Genomic DNA, 16,903 nt, shown 5'->3' on the forward strand with positions numbered 1-16,903 from the left:
AGCCCCGATCAGGCGAACGCGCGCTGGCACCATGCCATCACCGGGCTCCATGCGAAGCCCAGCGCCAGCAGGCCCAGCGCGTTCACCGCGAACACGATGCGAAGCGGGCGGCTCGACACCACTGCATGCGGATGGGCCTCGGACTCGTCGAAGTACATCGCCTTGACGACGCGCAAGTAGTAGAAGGCACCCACCACCGCGAACACCACGCCGACGAGTGCCAGCCACAGCATGCCGCCGTCCAGCGCGGCGCGGAGCACGGCGAGCTTCGCCCAGAAACCGAGGAACGGCGGCAGGCCGGCCAGCGACGCCATCACGCACAACACGAGGCCCGCGAGCCACGGATGCCGCGCGTTGAGGCCACGGTAGTCCTCGATGCAGTCGGCTTCGAAGCCCCGCGAGGACAGCACGACGATGGTGCCGAACGCCGCCACGGCCATGAGCGCGTAGCTGATCGCGTAGAACATCGCGGCCGCGAACCCCTGCGGGCCGCCGCCGGCGATGCCCATGAACAGGAAGCCGACGTGCGAAACCGTCGAGTACGCCAGCATGCGCTTGAAGTTGCTCTGCACCATCGCCGCGAGGTTGCCGATCGCCAAGGAGGCCACGGCGATGACCGCGAACAGGATGCGCCAGGTGTCGTCGACGCCGCCGGCGGCCACTTCGAACAGGCGGTACGCCATGCCGAACGAGGCGAGCTTCGGTGCCGAGCCGATGAACTGCGTGATGGGCGTTGGCGCGCCCGTGTAGACGTCCGGCAGCCACATGTGGAACGGCGCGCCGCCGAACTTGAAGGCGACGCCGGCGAGCATGAAGACGACACCGGTCAGCAGCAGCGTCGACGTCTGGCCTCCCCCGATCGCCTCGGCAATCGCCGCGAGGTCCAGCGTGCCGGTGGCGCCGTACACCAGCGACATGCCGTACAGCAGCAGGCCCGAGGCGAGCGAGCCCAGCACGAAGTACTTGATCGCGGACTCGGAGCCGAGCGGGCTGTCGCGGTCGATCGCCACCAGCGCGTACGAGCACAGCGCCAGCATTTCGAGGCCGAGGTAGACCATCACCAGGCTGCCCGCCGACACCAGCAGCATCATGCCGACGGTCGCGAACAGCACCAGCACGGCGACTTCACCGCGGTAGAGGTCGCGCGCCCGCAGGAACGGCCAGAGGTAGAGCATCGACAGCGCCGACGTCACGAGGATCGCGAGCTTCAGCACGTCGGCCGCCGTGTCGCGCACGAACATGCCGCCCAGCACCGTGCCCTGCCCGCCCGTCCCGGTGGCAATAAGCACCGCCGCTGCCACCAGTGCAACGACGGCGGCCGCGTGCGTGACGATCCGGCGCCGCTCGTCGAGGAACAGGTCGACCATCAGCAGGAAGAAGGCGGCGCCCGCCAGCAGCATCTCCGGGAGGAGCGGCAGGAGGTCGTCGGCGGCAGGCATCGGGGCGGTCATGGGCGGCGGTATTCCAGCGTTACAGCTTGGTCGACTCGATCTGCTTGGCGAGCTGCGCGATCGAGGGCTGCATCAGGTCGGTCAGCGGCTTCGGCCAGATGCCGATCAGCAACACGCCGACGGCGAAGGCACCCAGCACGAAGGCCTCGCGCTTGTTGATGTCCTGCAGTTCCGCGACGTGCGGATTGGCCACCTCACCCCAGACCACGCGCTTCACCAGCCACAGGGTGTATGCCGCGCCGATGATCAGGGTGAACGCCGCGCCGAACGCCAGCAGCGGATGCTTCTGGAAGCTGGCCAGGATCACCATGAACTCGCCGACGAAGCCCGACGTGCCCGGCAGGCCCGAGTTCGCCATCGCAAACAGCACCATGAACGCGGCGAACCACGGCATCACGTTCGCGACGCCGCCGTAGTCGCGGATCATGCGGCTGTGCATGCGGTCGTACAGCACGCCCACGCAGGTGAACATCGCGCCCGACACGAAGCCGTGGCTGATCATCTGCACCATCGCACCCTGCAGGCCGAGCTCGGCACCCGTCGTATTGCCCGCTTCGCCGCGCACCAGGCCGATCGCGATGAACGTGCCGATCGTGACGAAGCCCATGTGCGAGATCGACGAATACGCGATCAGCTTCTTCATGTCGTCCTGGACGAGGGCGACGAGTCCGATATAGACGACCGCGACGATACTGAGCGCGAGCGGCAACCAGGCCCACGCCCAGCTCGCGTCGGGGACGATCGGCAGGCTGAAGCGCAGGAAGCCGTAGCCGCCGATCTTCAGCATGATCGCCGCCAGCACGACGGAGCCCGCGGTGGGCGCTTCGACGTGCGCATCGGGCAGCCACGTGTGCACCGGGAACATCGGCACCTTGACCGCGAACGCGACCAGGAACGCGAAGAACAGCCACGTCTGCTCCTGCATCGTCAGCGGCATCGCGTACATGTCGGCCAGCTGCCAGCTGCCGCCCTTGAGGTACAGGTAGATCAACCCGACCAGCATGAACAGCGAACCGAGGAACGTGTACAGGAAGAACTTCACCGAGGCGTAGACGCGACGCGGGCCGCCCCAGACACCGATGATGATGAACATCGGGATCAGCATGCCTTCGAAGAAGACATAGAACAGCATCGAGTCGAGCGCCGAGAACACGCCGACCATCAGGCCTTCGAGGATCAGGAAGGCCGCGTAGTACTGGTGCACGCGCTCGGTTACCGACCCCCAGGCGCCGATCAGCACGAGCACGGTGGTGAATGTCGTGAGGCCGATCAGGGCGGCGGAAATGCCGTCCGCGCCGACGTGGTACTGGATGCCGTAGGCGGCGATCCACATCCTCGCCTCTTCGAACTGCATGCCCGGGTTGGCGAGGTCGAACCCCGTGAACAGCGGGATCGTCAGTGCGAAGACGAGGATCGAGCTCGCGACGGCGAACCATCGGGCGGTGTGGGCGCGGGCGTTGCCGAAGGCGAGCGTCGCCACGCCCGCCAGGATCGGCAGTGCGATGAGCAGGCTCAGCAGGGGGAACGTCCCGTTCAAGGACTCGGGGCTCACGTCGCGATTCCTCGTTCAGTGCCAGCCGCGGATGAGGAAGGCCAGGAGCACGATCAGGCCGACGATCATCGCGAACGCGTAGTGGTAGAGATAGCCGGACTGGAGTCGGCGCGAGAGGCGGGCCACGACGTCGACGACGCGCGCGCTGCCGTTGACGGCGACACCGTCGATGAGGCCGGAGTCAATGGCCCGCGAGACCCGGCCGAGGCCGATGCCGCCGCCGGCGAAGCCGTCGATCCAGAGGTTGTCGAAGCCGTACTTGTTCTCGAGCACACGGACCGGCCACGCGAACATGCGGCGTGCACGGGTCGCGAGATCGGGCTTCCACCAGTACATGACGGTGGCTAGCAGGAAACCAAGGAACGTCAGCCAGAACGCCGGCGCCGTCAGGCCGTGCAGTGCGAGCTGGACCGGTCCGTGCCAGTCCTCGCTCGCGAGCTCCGCCATCACGTCGTGCCCGGGCTTCACGTCGATGGCGCCCAGGAAGAACGGCCATTGCGCGGCGTGTCCCGACCAGTCGGTGCCGAACAGCATCGGGCCGGCGGTGAAGAAGCCCACGACGATCGACGGGATCGCCAGCAGCACCAGCGGCAGCGTGACCACCCACGGCGACTCGTGCGGCTCGACCGGGCCATGGTGGCCGTGGCCGTCGTCGTGGTGACCGTGGCCGTCGTCGTGCAGCGGCTCGTGCAGCGTCTGGGCGCCGTCCGCGTGCGAATCCACGTTCGCGTGGTCGTCCGACGGCGCGGCATCGCGGAAGCGCTCGCGGCCGTGGAACGTCATGTAGAGCAGGCGGAAGCTGTAGAAGGACGTCACGAAGGCGCCGAGCAGCACGGCCCAGTAGGCGTACGTGTTGATCCAGTTCGCGTTCTCGTCGTGCGCGGCCACCTTCGCGGCCTCGATGATCATGTCCTTGGAGTAGAAGCCACTGAAGAACGGCGTCGCGACCAGCGCGAGCGTGCCGATCAGGCTCGTCCAGTAGGTCACCGGCATGTAGCGACGCAGGCCGCCCATCTTCCGCATGTCCTGCTCGTGGTGCATGCCGATGATCACGCTGCCCGCCGCCAGGAACAGCAGCGCCTTGAAGAAGGCATGCGTCATCAGGTGGAACACGGCGGCCGAGTACGCGGAGACGCCGAGCGCGACCGTCATGTAGCCCAGCTGCGACAACGTCGAGTACGCGACGACGCGCTTGATGTCGTACTGCACCATGCCGATCAGGCCGGTGAAGAACGCCGTGGTCGCGCCGATGAACAGGATGAAATGGAGTGCCGTCTCGCTCATCTCGAACAGGGGCGACATGCGCGCCACCATGAAGATGCCGGCGGTGACCATCGTCGCCGCATGGATCAGCGCGGAGATCGGCGTCGGGCCTTCCATCGAGTCCGGCAGCCAGACGTGCAGCGGCACCTGCGCCGACTTGCCCATGGCCCCGATGAAGAGGCAGATGCAGATCACCGTGGGCGCCGACCAGATCCACGGCGCGACGTTCACCAGCTGATGCCCGGCGATCGTCAGGTCACCGCTCCACACCGCGAGCTGACCGTTCGCGATTGTCGGCGCATTGGCGAATACCGTGCCGTAGTCGAGCGAACCGAAGGCCATCACGACCGCGGCGATGCCGAGCAGGAATCCGAAGTCACCTACGCGGTTGACGAGGAAGGCCTTGAGGTTGGCGAACACGGCCGTCGGCTTCTTGAACCAGAAGCCGATCAGCAGGTAGGACACCAGGCCCACCGCTTCCCAGCCGAAGAACAGCTGCAGGAAGTTATTGCTCATGACCAGCATGAGCATCGAGAAGGTGAACAGCGAGATGTAGCTGAAGAACCGCTGGTAGCCCGGGTCCTCGTGCATGTAGCCGATCGTGTAGATGTGCACGAGCAGCGAGACGAACGTGACCACGACCATCATCATCGCGGTGAGGCGGTCGACCATGAAGCCGACGTTCGCCTGGAGCCCGCCGATCTGGAACCAGGTGTAGAGGTTCTCGTTGAACGGCGGCGCGCCCTGCCCCACGAGCTGCCACAGAGCGCCGATCGACAGCACGCAGCTCGCTGCGACGCCGAGGATGGTCGCCCAGTGCGCGCCGGCACGGCCGATCCGCCGCCCGAACAGGCCGGCGAGGATGGAACCGATCAGCGGCGCGAGGACGATCGCGACGAGGACGGTACGGGAAATCGGGTGTTCCACTCCGGGCATCGGTTCAACCCTTCAGCGAATCGACTTCGGCGACGTTGATCGTGCGCCGATTGCGGAACAGCGTGACGAGGATCGCCAGGCCGATGGCAGCCTCGGCGGCCGCGACGGTCAGGATGAAGAACACGAAGATCTGGCCGGACGGATCGCCGAGCTGGCGCGAAAATCCCACGAAGTTGATGTTCACCGAGAGCAGCATCAGCTCGATGGACATCAGCAGGACGATGATGTTGCGGCGGTTGAGGAAGATGCCGGCCACGCTGATGCAGAACAGCACCGCGCCCAGCGCCAGGTAATGACCCAGCGTCACGCCGTTCGCGAACAGGCTCATGCCTCACCTCCGTCGGACCGCGCCGCGGTGCGGGCCGGCGCCATCTTCACCATGCGGACGCGATCGGCGGCGCGGATGCTCGACTGCCACGCCGGATCCTGCGTGCGGACGCCGCCGCGATGGCGCAGCGTCAGCATGACCGCCGCCACGACGGCGATGGTCAGAATGACCGCGGCGACCTCGAACGGAAGCAGGAAACCGGTGAACAGCGTGCGGGCGAGCCACACGGTGTTCGGCACCTCGGTGCCCGCGGCGGCGTTCGGCTCGAAGCCGGTCGCCATGCTGGCGCGCACCCCGATCAGGGTCACGATCTCGATGAGCATCACCACCGCGACCGTGAGGCCGACGGGCACGTAGCGCGCGAAATTGCGCCGCAGGGGCCCCACGTCGATGTCGAGCATCATCACCACGAACATGAAGAGCACCATCACCGCACCGACGTAGACGAGGATCAGCGCGATGCCGAGGAACTCGGCGCCCGCGACGAGCCACGTGCAGGCGATCGAGAAGAACGTCAGCACCAGGCACAGCACCGCATGGACGGGGTTGCGGAGGCTGATGACGGCGGTCGCGGCGATCACCGCGGTGGCCGCGAACAGCAGGAAAGCGATCTGGGCGTAATCCATGGCGGCCTCAGCGGAAACGGGCGTCGAGCTGGCGACGCTCCGCGAGCTCGCCCTCAAGGCGGTCGCCGATCGCGAGCAGCTGCGGCTTGGTGACGATGTTCTGGCCGCGCGCGTCGAAGTGGTACTCGAGGATGTGGGTCTCCACGATCGAATCGACCGGGCACGACTCCTCGCAGAAGCCGCAGTAGATGCACTTGAACAGATCGATGTCGTAGCGCGTCGTACGGCGCGTGCCGTCCTCGCGCTTCTCCGAGTCGATCGTGATCGCGAGCGCGGGGCACACCGCCTCGCACAGCTTGCACGCGATGCAGCGCTCCTCGCCGTTGGGGTACCGCCGCAGCGCGTGGATACCGCGGAAGCGGTGCGACTGCGGGATCTTCTCCATCGGGTACATGACCGTGTACTTCGGCTTGAAGAGGTACTTCAGCGTCAGCCACAGGCCCTGCGCCAGCTCGATCAGGAGCAGGCTCTTGAGATAGGACGTGATGCGGTTCATGGGGTCGAGGCGTCCGTCACTTGAAGGGCTCGAAGACGCCGAAATAGGCCATCAGCGCGGTGACGCAGATCCAGGCGATGGTGATCGGAATGAAGACCTTCCAGCCGAGCCGCATGATCTGGTCGTAGCGGTAACGCGGGAACGAGGCGCGGAACCAGATGAATAGGCTCGCGAAGAACGCGACCTTCAGCAGCAGCCACCACCAGCCATCGACCGAGAGCAACGGAATCCCGAGGCCCTGGAACGGGCTCAGCCAGCCGCCCATGAAGAACAGCGCCGTCAGGAAGCTGACGAGGATCATGTTCGCGTATTCGGCCAGGAAGAACAGCGCGAACTGCGAACCCGAATACTCGACCATGTGGCCGGCGACGATCTCCGACTCGCCCTCGACCACGTCGAACGGCGCGCGATTGGTCTCCGCGACACCGGATACGAAGTAGACGACGAACAGCGGCAACAGCGGCCACATGAACCACTCGAAAAGACCCGCGTCGCCGGACTGCGCGCGCACGATCTCCGAGAGGTTCAGGCTGCCCGCGGCGATGAGCACGCCGACCAGCGCGAAGCCCATCGCGATCTCGTACGAGACCACCTGCGCAGCCGAGCGCATGGCGCCGAGGAAGGCGTACTTCGAGTTCGACGCCCAGCCCGCGAGGATGATGCCGTACACGCCGAGCGAGGTCATGGCGAGCAGGTACAGCAGGCCGGCGTTGACGTCGGCGAGCACCACCTTCGTGTCGAACGGCACGACCGCCCAGGCGGCGAAGGCCGGAGCGAGGCCGATCAGCGGCGCGAGCACGTACAGCACCGGATCCGCGCGGACCGGGGAGATGACTTCCTTGAACAGCAGCTTGAAGACGTCGGCGAAGGCCTGGAATATGCCCATGCCGACGTACATCGGCCCGTGGCGCACGTGCATCCAGCCGATCAGCTTGCGCTCCCAGACCACGTAGAACGCGACGGCGATGATGACCGGCATCGTGATCGCGAGGATCTTCAGCACGATCCACGTCAGCTGGCCGAAGGCGCCCAGGCCGTCGAACCAGCCGTGCACGGAATCGAGGGTCTCGTGCAGCATGCTCAAGCCCTCCCCGCGTCCAGCCGGCCCGCGCCCAGCGGTGCCGTCGCGCCGTGGCCACCTTCGAGATACACCGTGCCGATCGCGACCTTCGGCGACACCTCGATCGGCAGCTTCGCGGTACCCGCGGCGACCGCGAAACGGCCGACCGCACCGTTCTCGAGGCCGAGCGCCTGCGCGTCCTGCGGATTCAGGTGCGCGCGCGGTGCCTGGTTGAGCGGGTGCGACTGCAATGCCGGGGCGCGACGCACGACGGCGTCCACGCGATAGATCGCGGGCGCCACGGCGACTTCGAGGCCGCCCTGTCCCACGGCAGGCGCAAGACCGGCGACCACGCCGACGTCGCGCGGCGACAGGCCGGCGCGGAGGCCCGCGAACTCGACGAATTCGAAGCCCGGGGCACCCAGCTCGCCGCCGAGGGCACGCAACACGCGCCAGCCCGGCCGCGCCTGGTCGGGCAGCTTGCCGCCAGCCACCACCGCTTGGTCGACGCCATCGAGGTTGGTCAACGTGCCGTCGATTTCCGGCAGCAGGCCGATCGGCAGGATCACGTCCGCGATCGACCGCGTCGATTCGCAGGCGAAGTGGCTGAAGGCCACGACCTGCGCACCGTTCAGCGCGGCCATCGCCGTCGGCACGTCGGCGAAATCCAGGCCCGGCTCGATGCCGTAGATCACATAAGCCGAGCGTGGATCGGCGAGCATCGCGCCCGTGTCGCGCGTGGTGGGCAGCACGCCCATGCGCGCGAGGCCGACCGCGTTGGCGCCCTGCGGAACGCGACACAGCTTCGCGCCCGTGGCTTCGGCGAGCGCCCGTGCCGCCGCGCGGATGCGCGCGGCGTGCGGGCCGGTCTCCGCCAGCGCGCCCACGATGACGACGGCAGGACCCTCGGCAAGCGCCGCGCGCAGCGAGGGGTCCTCGAGGGCACCGGCGAGCGCCGACGGCGCGACGATGTGCTTGCCCGCGACATCGAACGCGACGTCGAAGTCGACGGGATTGACGACGTGCACCTTCGCGCCGTTGCGCCATGCCTTGCGCACGCGCGCGTGCACCAGCGGGAGCTCGTGGCGCAGATTGGAGCCGACGATCACGATCGTGCGGGCGCCGTCGATGTCGGCCACCGGCGCGGCGAACGGTTCGGCCACCGCCGCGTCGGACAGGTCGACCTGCGCGATGCGATGGTCGAGATTGCCGGTGCCGAGCGCCTCGGCGAGGCGCGCGAGGAGCGCGCCTTCCTCGTTCGTCGTGGCCGGGTGGACGAGCATGCCGAGCCGGTCGGCGCCGTTGTCGCGGAGGATCTGCGCGGCGCGGGCGAGCGCCTGTTCCCAGGACACCTCGCGCCATTCACCGGCCTCCTTGACCAGGGGCCGCACCGCGCGATCGGCAGCGTACAAGCCCTGGTGCGAGTAGCGGTCGCGATCCGAGAGCCAGCACTCGTTGACCGCGTCGTTGTCGCGCGGGACCGTGCGCAGCACTTCGCCGCGGCGGACATGGAGGTAAAGGTTGCTGCCGAGCGAATCGTGGTAGCCCACCGACTCGCGCGCCATCAGCTCCCACGGGCGGGCGCGGAATTGGAAGACCTTGTTCGTCAGCGCGCCGACCGGGCAGACGTCGATGACGTTGCCCGACAGCTCGGTCGTCAGCGGCTTGCCGTCGTAGGTACCGATCTGCAGGTTCTCGCCACGGTACATCCCGCCCAGCTCGTAGGTGCCGGCTATTTCCGCGGTGAAGCGCACGCAGCGGGTGCACTGGATGCAGCGCGTCATTTCCGTGGCGACCAGCGGACCGAGATCCTCGTCCGGCACGGTGCGCTTGCGCTCGGAGAAACGCGAGATCGACCGGCCGTAGCCCATCGACAGGTCCTGCAGCTCGCACTCGCCGCCCTGGTCGCAGATCGGGCAGTCGAGCGGATGGTTGATCAGCAGGAACTCCATCACGTTGCGCTGGCTCTTCAAGGCCTTTTCGCTGCGCGTGACCACCTTCATGCCGTCCATCACCGGCGTCGCGCACGCGGGCGCAGGCTTCGGCATTTTTTCCACTTCGACCAGGCACATGCGGCAGTTGGCCGCGACGCTCAGCTTGTCGTGGTAGCAGAAACGCGGGATGGCCACGCCGGCCTTGTCGGCCGCCTGGATGATCATCGAGCCCTTCGGTGCGGCCATCTCGACGCCGTCGATGAAGACGGTGACGTGGTCCGGCGGAAGGCTGGGGTTGACGGGCTGCGCACTCATGCGGCGGCTACCTGTTGCACGACCGTGCCGGCGGCCTCGTCGTCGACGAGGAAGCGCTTGTTGACGATCGCGTATTCGAACTCGTGCCAGAAATGACGGAGGAAGCCCTGCACCGGCCACGCGGCGGCTTCGCCGAACGCGCAGATGGTGTGGCCTTCGATCTGCCCGGCCGCGGCGCGCAGCATGTGCAGGTCGTCGAGCGTGGCCTCGCGGTTCACGATGCGCGTGAGCATGCGGTACATCCAGCCGGTGCCTTCGCGGCACGGCGTGCACTGGCCGCACGACTCCTTGAAGTAGAAGCGCGCGATCCGCTGGCAGGCGCGAACCATGCAGGTGGTCTCGTCCATCACGATGACGGCGCCCGAACCGAGGCCGGAACCGGCCTTCTGGATCGAGTCGTAGTCCATCGTCAGCGACATCATCGTGTCGCCCGGGAGGATCGGCATGGACGAGCCGCCAGGAATGACGCCCTTCAGCCTGCGCCCGCCGCGCACGCCGCCCGCCATCTGCAGCAGCTCCGAGAACGGCGTGCCGAGACGGATCTCGAAGTTGCCCGGGTTGGCCACGTGGCCGGACACCGAGAACACTTTGGGACCGCCGTTGTTCGGCTTGCCGAGGCCGGCGAACCATTCGGCCCCGTTGCGGATGATCGCCGGCACCGACGCGTACGTCTCGGTGTTGTTGATCGTCGTGGGCTTGCCGTACAGGCCGAAGTTCGCGGGGAAAGGCGGCTTGTAGCGCGGCTGCCCCTTCTTGCCCTCCAGCGACTCCATCAGCGCGGTCTCTTCGCCGCAGATGTAGGCGCCGGCGCCGAGCGCGCCGTAGATGTCGACGTCCACGCCGCTGCCCAGCACGTTCTTGCCGAGCCAGCCGTTCTCGTAGGCTTCCTTCAGGGCCTGCTCGAAATGCTCGAACGGCTCATGATGGAATTCGCCACGCAGGTAGTTGTAGGCCGCCGTCGAGCCGGTCGCGTAGCAGGCGATCGCCATGCCCTCGACCACCGCGTGCGGGTTGTAGCGCAGGATGTCGCGGTCCTTGGCGGTCCCGGGTTCGGACTCGTCGGAGTTGCAGAGGATGTACTTCTGCCCTGCGCCCTTCGGCATGAACGACCATTTGAGCCCGGTCGGAAAGCCCGCGCCGCCGCGGCCGCGCAGGCCGGACGCCTTGACCATCTCGACCACCGCCGCCGGCTCGATCTTCTCGGTGAGGATCTTCCGCCAGGCGCTGTAGCCACCGGTCTTGAGGTAATTCTCGTACGACCACGGGGTGTCGAAGTGCAGCGTCGTGTAGACGACGTTGTGCTCCTGCGGCGCCGGGCCGACCGGGCCGTAGCCCTTGGAATAGTCGTGGTGGGAATGCGCCATCGCGATTACTCCAGCCCGTCCAGAAGCGCGTCGACCTTCGCGGCGTCGAGCTTCTCGTGGTAATGGCCGTTGACCACGACGACCGGCGCACCGCAGCAGGCGGCGAGGCATTCCTCTTCGCGCTTCAGGTAGACGCGGCCGTCGGCCGTGGATTCGCCGAGCTTGCAGCCGAGCTTCCTTTCCGCGTGCTCGACGAGCTTCTCGGCGCCGTTGAGCCAGCAGCTGATGTTCGTGCAGAAGGCCACGTTGTGGCGTCCGACCTGCTCCGTCTCGAACATCGAGTAGAAGCTCGCGACCTCGTACGCCCACACCGGCGGGATCCCGATGTACTTCGCGACGGCGGCCATGATCTCGTCGGAAAGCCAGCCGCCGTTCTGCTCCTGCGCGGCATGCAGGCCCTGCAGCACGGCGGAGCGGCGGCGGTCGGCCGGGAACTTCGACAGCCAGTGGTCGATGTGCGCGCGCGTGGCATCCGTCAGTACGACCGCAGGGTCGACGTTCTGGCAGGCCTCGAAGTTGCCGGTGGCTTTCATTGCGTGCGGAGCTCCAGCTCTCGACTCAGCGGTCGATTTCGCCGAAAACGATGTCGTAGGTGCCGATCATCGCGACCACGTCGGCCAGCATGTGGCCCTTGATGATCGCGTCCATCGACGAGAGGTGGGCGAAGCCCGGTGCGCGGACCTTGAGGCGGAACGGCTTGTTGGCGCCGTCCGAAACCAGGTAGATGCCGAACTCGCCCTTCGGCGCTTCCACGGCGGCGTAGGTCTCGCCCGCCGGCACGCAGTAGCCCTCGGAAAACAGCTTGAAGTGATGGATGAGGGCTTCCATGTCGTCCTTCATTTCCTCGCGCTTGGGCGGCGCGACCTTGAAGTTGTCGACGATCACCGGGCCGGGATTGGCCTTCAGCCACTTCACGCACTGCTGGATGATGCGGTTCGACTCGCGCATCTCGGCGATGCGGACCAGGTAACGGTCGTAGCAGTCGCCGGTCGCGCCGACTGGAATGTCGAAGTGGACCTGGTCGTAGCGCGCGTACGGCTGCGTCTTGCGCAGGTCCCACGCGATGCCCGACCCGCGCAGCATCGGGCCGGTCATGCCCCAGGCGAACGCCTGGTCCGGCGTCACCACGCCGATGCCGACCGTACGCTGCTTCCAGATGCGGTTGTCGGTGAGCAGCGTCTCGTATTCGTCGATGCGCGCGGGGAACGTCGCGGCGAAGTGCTCGATGAAGTCGAGCACGCTGCCCTCGCGCGCCTCGTTGGAGCGCTTGAGGTCCTTCCCCTTGCGCCACTTGGACTCGCGATAGCGCGACATCCGGTCCGGCAGGTCGCGGTAGACGCCGCCCGGACGGTAGTAGGCGGCGTGCATGCGCGCACCGGACACCGCCTCGTACACGTCCATCAGTTCCTCACGCTCGCGGAACGCGTAGAGGAAGACGGCCATCGCGCCGAGGTCGAGCGCGTTCGAGCCCAGCCACATCAGGTGGTTCTTGATGCGGGTGATTTCGTCGAACAGCGTGCGGATCCACTGCGCGCGCTCCGGGGCCTCGATGCCGAGCAGCGTTTCGATCGCACGCACGTAGGCGTGCTCGTTGCACATCATGGAAACGTAGTCCAGTCGGTCCATGTACGGGACCGACTGGTTGAACGGCTTGGTTTCGGCGAGCTTTTCCGTCCCGCGATGCAGGAGGCCGACGTGCGGGTCCGCGCGACGCACGATCTCGCCGTCCATCTCGAGGATCAGTCGCAGCACACCGTGGGCCGCGGGATGCTGCGGGCCGAAGTTCAGCGAATAGTTGCGGATCTCCGGACCGGCGCCCGCAGGGCGGCCCATGTCGTCCGTCAGTTCGGCGGGAACGGTGCTCATTGCTTGCCTGCCTCGGCGCGCTGCGCGGCTTCGCCGACGGACGTCTGGTAGCGCGCGTCCTCGCGGATGACGCGCGGAACCAGCACGCGCGGCTCGATGGTGACCGGCTGGTAGACTACGCGGCGGCGCTCGGCGTCGTAACGCACTTCGACGTTGCCGATCAGCGGGAAATCCTTGCGGAACGGATGCCCGACGAAGCCGTAGTCGGTGAGGATGCGGCGCAGGTCCGGATGGTCGTCGAAGACGATGCCGTAGAGATCGAACGCTTCGCGCTCGAACCAGTTGGCGACCGGCCAGATGTCCACGACCGAGCGCACGCTCGGCAGGTCGTCGTCGGGCGCGAAGCAGCGCAGCCGCAGGCGGACGTTGTGCTGGACGGAGAGCAGGTGCACCACGACCGCAAAGCGGCGGTCCGTCTCGAGCGCGACGCCGTTGGGCTGCTCACCCCACAGGATGCGCCCGGTCGTCTTGCCCTCGACACCGCGGGAATACCCTTCCGATGAGACGGTCGTGTCCCATTCGTCGCTGCCGTAGCTCAGGTAGTCGACGCCGCAGAGGTCGATCAGCTGGTCGAAGCCGAGCTCGTCACGCAGGGCCAGCGCCGATTCGAACCAGGCGCCATGCGGCACCTCGAGCGTGACTTCGCCGCGCGGCAGCGCGACGGTGACGGCGGCCTGCGGAAAACGCTCGCGCAGGCGCGCGGCGATCGCGGGCTCGACGGGCGGCGTGGCCTCGGCAGGAACGGCGCTCATGCGCGCACGCCCTGGCGCTCGTCGCCGAAGTTCGTGCCGCGACGGATCTTCTTCTGCAACTGCAGGATGCCGTAGGTCAGCGCCTCCGCGGTGGGCGGGCAGCCCGGCACGTAGATGTCGACCGGCACCACGCGGTCGCAGCCGCGCACGACCGAATACGAGTAGTGGTAGTAGCCGCCGCCATTGGCGCAGCTGCCCATGGAGATCACCCATTTCGGGTCGGGCATCTGGTCGTACACGCGGCGCAGCGCGGGCGCCATCTTGTTGACCAGCGTGCCTGCCACGATCATCACGTCGGACTGGCGCGGCGAAGGACGGAACACGACGCCGAACCGATCGAGGTCGATACGCGCCGCACCGGCATGCATCATTTCGACCGCGCAGCAGGCGAGGCCGAACGTCATCGGCCACATCGAGCCGGTGCGCGCCCAGTTCCACAAGGCATCCGCGGACGTCGTCGCGAAACCCTGCTGCATGACGGGATTATCCGACTCCGGGAGGAGCAGGTCGTCGAGCCGCCCTTCGGGCAGCGGGTTGAACATGAGGTCGGAGAACTTCTTCATGACGGCTGCCGCCTCACTCCCACTCCAGGGCGCCCTTCTTCCACACGTAGGCGAAGCCGATCACCAGGAGTGCGAGGAAGGTACCCATCTCGACGAGGCCGAAAGGCCCGAGCTCGCGGAACACGAGAGCCCACGGGAAAACGAATGCGATCTCCAGGTCGAAGACGATGAAGATGATCGCGATCAGGTAATAGCGCACGTTGAACTGCATGCGCGCGTCTTCGAACGCGTTGAAGCCGCTTTCGTACGGCAACAGCTTCTCGACCGTCGGGGTTTTCGGCCCGAGGACGCGTCCGACGATGATCAGGGCGACGCCGATACCGCCGGCGACGATCAGAAACAGCAAAGTCGGCAGATATTCGGCCAGCACTCGTGTTCTCTCGGCTATCGCGCGGCGGCTGCGGTGAACCGCGGCGGCGCCTGTGCTCCCCGTGCCGAACGGCCGGGGGATCTTTCCGGTGTGGTGCCCAAGGGGGGACTCGAACCCCCACGACCTAAGTCGCTACCACCTCAAGGTAGTGCGTCTACCAATTCCGCCACCTGGGCTTTGTAACCGTCGTCCCGGACGCCGTACCGGGTCCGTATCGACCCTGCTCCCCGACTTCCGTGCGGGAGCAGCGCATTGTAACTGAATTACGCCGTTTAACCAGCCTGTGAAGGCGAATTCGGCGTTGTCGAACCGGACGGCGCAGGTGCGGGAACCGTCGATGCCGGCGCGGCCGGCACGGATGCCGGGGCCGCCGGAAGCGCAGCCGGTGCCGCCGGGATCGCACTACCGCCCGGCGCCGCGGGAACCGCGCCCGACGGAACCGTCGTGGCAGGCGCCTGCGACATGATGCTGCCGCCCTCGGCCTGCGGAGCACGCGCGGCGCGCGTCACCTGCCAGGAGATCACGAGGCTCAGCACGAAGAACGCGACGGCGAGCCACTTGGTCGACTTCGACAGGAAGTTCGCCGAGCCGCGCGCACCGAAGACGGTGCCCGACGCGCCGCCGCCGAAGCCGGAACCGGCCTGCGCGCCGGCGCCGCGCTGCATGAGGATCAGCGCGATCATGGCGATCGCGACCAGCACGTAGATGATGTTCAGAAACAGCATGGGCGGGGCCCCGTTGAGCTCAGTGGGCGGCCGCTTGCACGATCGCCAGGAAATCCTCGGCCTTCAGCGACGCGCCGCCGACCAGTCCGCCATCGACATCGGGTTGGCCGAACAGCTCGGCCGCGTTGTCGGGCTTCACGCTGCCGCCGTACAGAAGCGGCAGCGAGCCCGCGATTCTAGCATCGCGCTGGGCCACCTCGCCACGGATGAAGGCATGGACCTCCTGCGCCTGCTCGGGCGTCGCGGTGCGGCCGGTGCCGATCGCCCAGACCGGCTCGTAGGCGATAACGCCGCCCTCGAGGTCCGCGCCGCCGTCCGCGAGCAGCGGCTCCAGCTGCTGTTCCAGCCGCCACCAGGTGCGGCCGGACTCGCGGTCCTCGAGCGTCTCGCCGACGCAGAGGATCGGCACCAGGCCGGCGCGCTTGGCGGCGCGAAACTTCTGCGCGACCAGCTCGCTCGACTCGTGGTGGTACTGGCGACGCTCGGAATGCCCGACGAGGCCGTAGACCGCGCCGACGTCGACCAGCATCGCGGCGGAGACCTCGCCCGTGTATGCGCCCTGCTCGTTCGCGCTCACGTCCTGCGCACCGAAGCGGAGGCCCCGGTCGCCGTAGTCCTGGACGAGTTCGCCAAGGTACGGCAGCGGCGGCAGGACGACGCGCTCGACGCCGGCCGGCGCGTCGACCGCGGCCAGCGCATCGAGCAGCTGCGCGGCGAAGGCGCGATTCCCGTGGAGTTTCCAGTTACCGGCGACGATCCGACGACGCATCGCGTGCTCCCCTCATGGATGGCGCGGAAGTCTAGCCCAGCCCGACCGAGACAGGACCATGCCCCAACTCCAAGGCTTGCCGCCGATCGAGAACCCCGAGGCGCGAGCATTGATCCTCGGCTCCATGCCGGGCGGCGCCTCGCTGCGTCGCGGCCTGTACTACGCGCATCCGCAGAACCTGTTCTGGGCGCTGATGGGTGAGCTGGTCGGCGCATCGCCGGCGCTGCCCTACGATGCCCGGGTCGAACGACTGCGCGCGTCGGGCGTCGCGCTCTGGGACGTGATCGGCACCTGTGAACGCGAAGGCAGCCTCGACAGCGCCATACGGGGCGCCATCGCGAACGACTTCGGCGCCTTCTTCGCCGGCCACCGCGCGCTTCGTGCGGTGCTGTTCAACGGCGCGACGGCCGAGACGACGTTCCGGCGCCAGGTGCCGGCCGACGTGCTCCCCTCCGGCGTGTCCCTCGTGCGGCTGCCGTCCACCAGTCCGGCCAACCGATCCCTGTCGACCGCCGACAAGACGGCCCAGTGGC

Annotated in this window: 17 protein-coding genes and 1 tRNA gene; 1 reads left to right on the top strand and 17 read right to left on the bottom strand. The window is 67.4% G+C overall.

Annotated elements, in window-relative coordinates:
• Positions 1-8: 8 nt before the first annotated feature.
• The 17 genes from nuoN to tpiA all read right to left on the bottom strand — a co-directional run bounded on the left by nuoN (position 9) and on the right by tpiA (position 16,370).
• A complete protein-coding gene (nuoN, locus tag ACY35P_RS09195) occupies positions 9-1,463 on the bottom strand; it encodes an NADH-quinone oxidoreductase subunit NuoN (RefSeq protein WP_462115548.1) in 1,455 nt (484 codons plus the stop codon).
• 7 nt (positions 1,464-1,470) lie between these two features.
• Positions 1,471-2,988 (bottom strand): NADH-quinone oxidoreductase subunit M, encoded by a 1,518-nt coding sequence (locus ACY35P_RS09200; protein ID WP_462115549.1) that lies wholly within the window; start codon positions 2,986-2,988, stop codon positions 1,471-1,473.
• Between the two features lie 30 nt (positions 2,989-3,018).
• Positions 3,019-5,193, bottom strand: a complete 2,175-nt coding sequence (gene nuoL / locus ACY35P_RS09205; RefSeq protein ID WP_462115533.1) for an NADH-quinone oxidoreductase subunit L — start codon at positions 5,191-5,193, stop codon at positions 3,019-3,021.
• Positions 5,194-5,206: 13 nt separating this feature from the next.
• Positions 5,207-5,530, bottom strand: a complete 324-nt coding sequence (nuoK, locus tag ACY35P_RS09210; protein WP_462115534.1) for an NADH-quinone oxidoreductase subunit NuoK — start codon at positions 5,528-5,530, stop codon at positions 5,207-5,209.
• Positions 5,527-6,156 carry an NADH-quinone oxidoreductase subunit J gene (locus ACY35P_RS09215; RefSeq protein ID WP_462115535.1) on the bottom strand — a complete coding sequence of 210 codons (630 nt, stop codon included), beginning with the start codon at positions 6,154-6,156 and terminating at the stop codon, positions 5,527-5,529. Before ACY35P_RS09215 ends, nuoK begins: the two co-directional genes overlap by 4 nt.
• A gap of 7 nt (positions 6,157-6,163) precedes the next feature.
• Positions 6,164-6,652, bottom strand: a complete 489-nt coding sequence (gene nuoI, locus ACY35P_RS09220; RefSeq protein WP_462115536.1) for an NADH-quinone oxidoreductase subunit NuoI — start codon at positions 6,650-6,652, stop codon at positions 6,164-6,166.
• Between the two features lie 16 nt (positions 6,653-6,668).
• Positions 6,669-7,730 carry an NADH-quinone oxidoreductase subunit NuoH gene (gene nuoH, locus ACY35P_RS09225; protein WP_462115537.1) on the bottom strand — a complete coding sequence of 354 codons (1,062 nt, stop codon included), beginning with the start codon at positions 7,728-7,730 and terminating at the stop codon, positions 6,669-6,671.
• 2 nt (positions 7,731-7,732) lie between these two features.
• Complete coding sequence (gene nuoG / locus ACY35P_RS09230) at positions 7,733-9,961, bottom strand: NADH-quinone oxidoreductase subunit NuoG (protein ID WP_462115538.1); 2,229 nt, start codon at positions 9,959-9,961, stop codon at positions 7,733-7,735.
• On the bottom strand, positions 9,958-11,325 hold the full coding sequence (gene nuoF, locus ACY35P_RS09235) for an NADH-quinone oxidoreductase subunit NuoF (protein ID WP_462115539.1): 1,368 nt from the start codon (positions 11,323-11,325) through the stop codon (positions 9,958-9,960). The genes nuoG and nuoF overlap by 4 nt, the downstream gene beginning before the upstream one ends.
• Before the next feature lie 5 nt (positions 11,326-11,330).
• Complete coding sequence (gene nuoE / locus ACY35P_RS09240) at positions 11,331-11,858, bottom strand: NADH-quinone oxidoreductase subunit NuoE (RefSeq protein ID WP_462115540.1); 528 nt, start codon at positions 11,856-11,858, stop codon at positions 11,331-11,333.
• 25 nt (positions 11,859-11,883) lie between these two features.
• Positions 11,884-13,191, bottom strand: coding sequence for an NADH-quinone oxidoreductase subunit D (locus ACY35P_RS09245; protein ID WP_462115541.1), 1,308 nt, complete (start codon positions 13,189-13,191; stop codon positions 11,884-11,886).
• The gene (locus ACY35P_RS09250) at positions 13,188-13,943 is read right to left on the bottom strand and encodes an NADH-quinone oxidoreductase subunit C (protein ID WP_462115542.1); all 756 of its coding nucleotides are present in this window, start codon (positions 13,941-13,943) and stop codon (positions 13,188-13,190) included. The genes ACY35P_RS09245 and ACY35P_RS09250 overlap by 4 nt, the downstream gene beginning before the upstream one ends.
• Positions 13,940-14,506: a NuoB/complex I 20 kDa subunit family protein gene (locus ACY35P_RS09255; protein ID WP_462115543.1), complete on the bottom strand. Its 567-nt coding sequence runs from the start codon at positions 14,504-14,506 to the stop codon at positions 13,940-13,942. Before ACY35P_RS09255 ends, ACY35P_RS09250 begins: the two co-directional genes overlap by 4 nt.
• 13 nt (positions 14,507-14,519) lie before the next feature.
• Positions 14,520-14,876, bottom strand: coding sequence for an NADH-quinone oxidoreductase subunit A (locus ACY35P_RS09260; protein ID WP_462115544.1), 357 nt, complete (start codon positions 14,874-14,876; stop codon positions 14,520-14,522).
• A 91-nt stretch (positions 14,877-14,967) separates the two neighbouring features.
• Positions 14,968-15,052 (bottom strand) — tRNA-Leu (locus ACY35P_RS09265).
• A 96-nt stretch (positions 15,053-15,148) separates the two neighbouring features.
• Complete coding sequence (gene secG, locus ACY35P_RS09270; RefSeq protein WP_462115545.1) at positions 15,149-15,601, bottom strand: preprotein translocase subunit SecG; 453 nt, start codon at positions 15,599-15,601, stop codon at positions 15,149-15,151.
• 19 nt (positions 15,602-15,620) lie between these two features.
• Entirely contained in the window at positions 15,621-16,370 is a 750-nt protein-coding gene (gene tpiA, locus ACY35P_RS09275) for a triose-phosphate isomerase (protein WP_462115546.1), read from the bottom strand.
• 58 nt (positions 16,371-16,428) lie between these two features.
• Between tpiA and ACY35P_RS09280 the strand changes: the two genes are divergently transcribed.
• On the top strand, positions 16,429-16,903 hold a 475-nt coding region (locus ACY35P_RS09280; protein WP_462115547.1), incomplete at its 3' end, for a DNA-deoxyinosine glycosylase.

Source organism: Lysobacter xanthus, assembly GCF_047159895.1.

Bases quoted from the DNA above. Each gene is read 5' to 3' on its own strand.
- nuoK (WP_462115534.1), bottom strand. From the start codon at position 5,530: ATGAGCCTGTTCGCGAACGGCGTGACGCTGGGTCATTACCTGGCGCTG.
- ACY35P_RS09215 (WP_462115535.1), bottom strand. From the start codon at position 6,156: ATGGATTACGCCCAGATCGCTTTCCTGCTGTTCGCGGCCACCGCGGTG.
- nuoI (WP_462115536.1), bottom strand. From the start codon at position 6,652: ATGAACCGCATCACGTCCTATCTCAAGAGCCTGCTCCTGATCGAGCTG.
- nuoH (WP_462115537.1), bottom strand. From the start codon at position 7,730: ATGCTGCACGAGACCCTCGATTCCGTGCACGGCTGGTTCGACGGCCTG.
- nuoG (WP_462115538.1), bottom strand. From the start codon at position 9,961: ATGAGTGCGCAGCCCGTCAACCCCAGCCTTCCGCCGGACCACGTCACC.
- nuoF (WP_462115539.1), bottom strand. From the start codon at position 11,325: ATGGCGCATTCCCACCACGACTATTCCAAGGGCTACGGCCCGGTCGGC.
- nuoE (WP_462115540.1), bottom strand. From the start codon at position 11,858: ATGAAAGCCACCGGCAACTTCGAGGCCTGCCAGAACGTCGACCCTGCG.
- ACY35P_RS09245 (WP_462115541.1), bottom strand. From the start codon at position 13,191: ATGAGCACCGTTCCCGCCGAACTGACGGACGACATGGGCCGCCCTGCG.
- ACY35P_RS09250 (WP_462115542.1), bottom strand. From the start codon at position 13,943: ATGAGCGCCGTTCCTGCCGAGGCCACGCCGCCCGTCGAGCCCGCGATC.
- ACY35P_RS09255 (WP_462115543.1), bottom strand. From the start codon at position 14,506: ATGAAGAAGTTCTCCGACCTCATGTTCAACCCGCTGCCCGAAGGGCGG.
- secG (WP_462115545.1), bottom strand. From the start codon at position 15,601: ATGCTGTTTCTGAACATCATCTACGTGCTGGTCGCGATCGCCATGATC.
- tpiA (WP_462115546.1), bottom strand. From the start codon at position 16,370: ATGCGTCGTCGGATCGTCGCCGGTAACTGGAAACTCCACGGGAATCGC.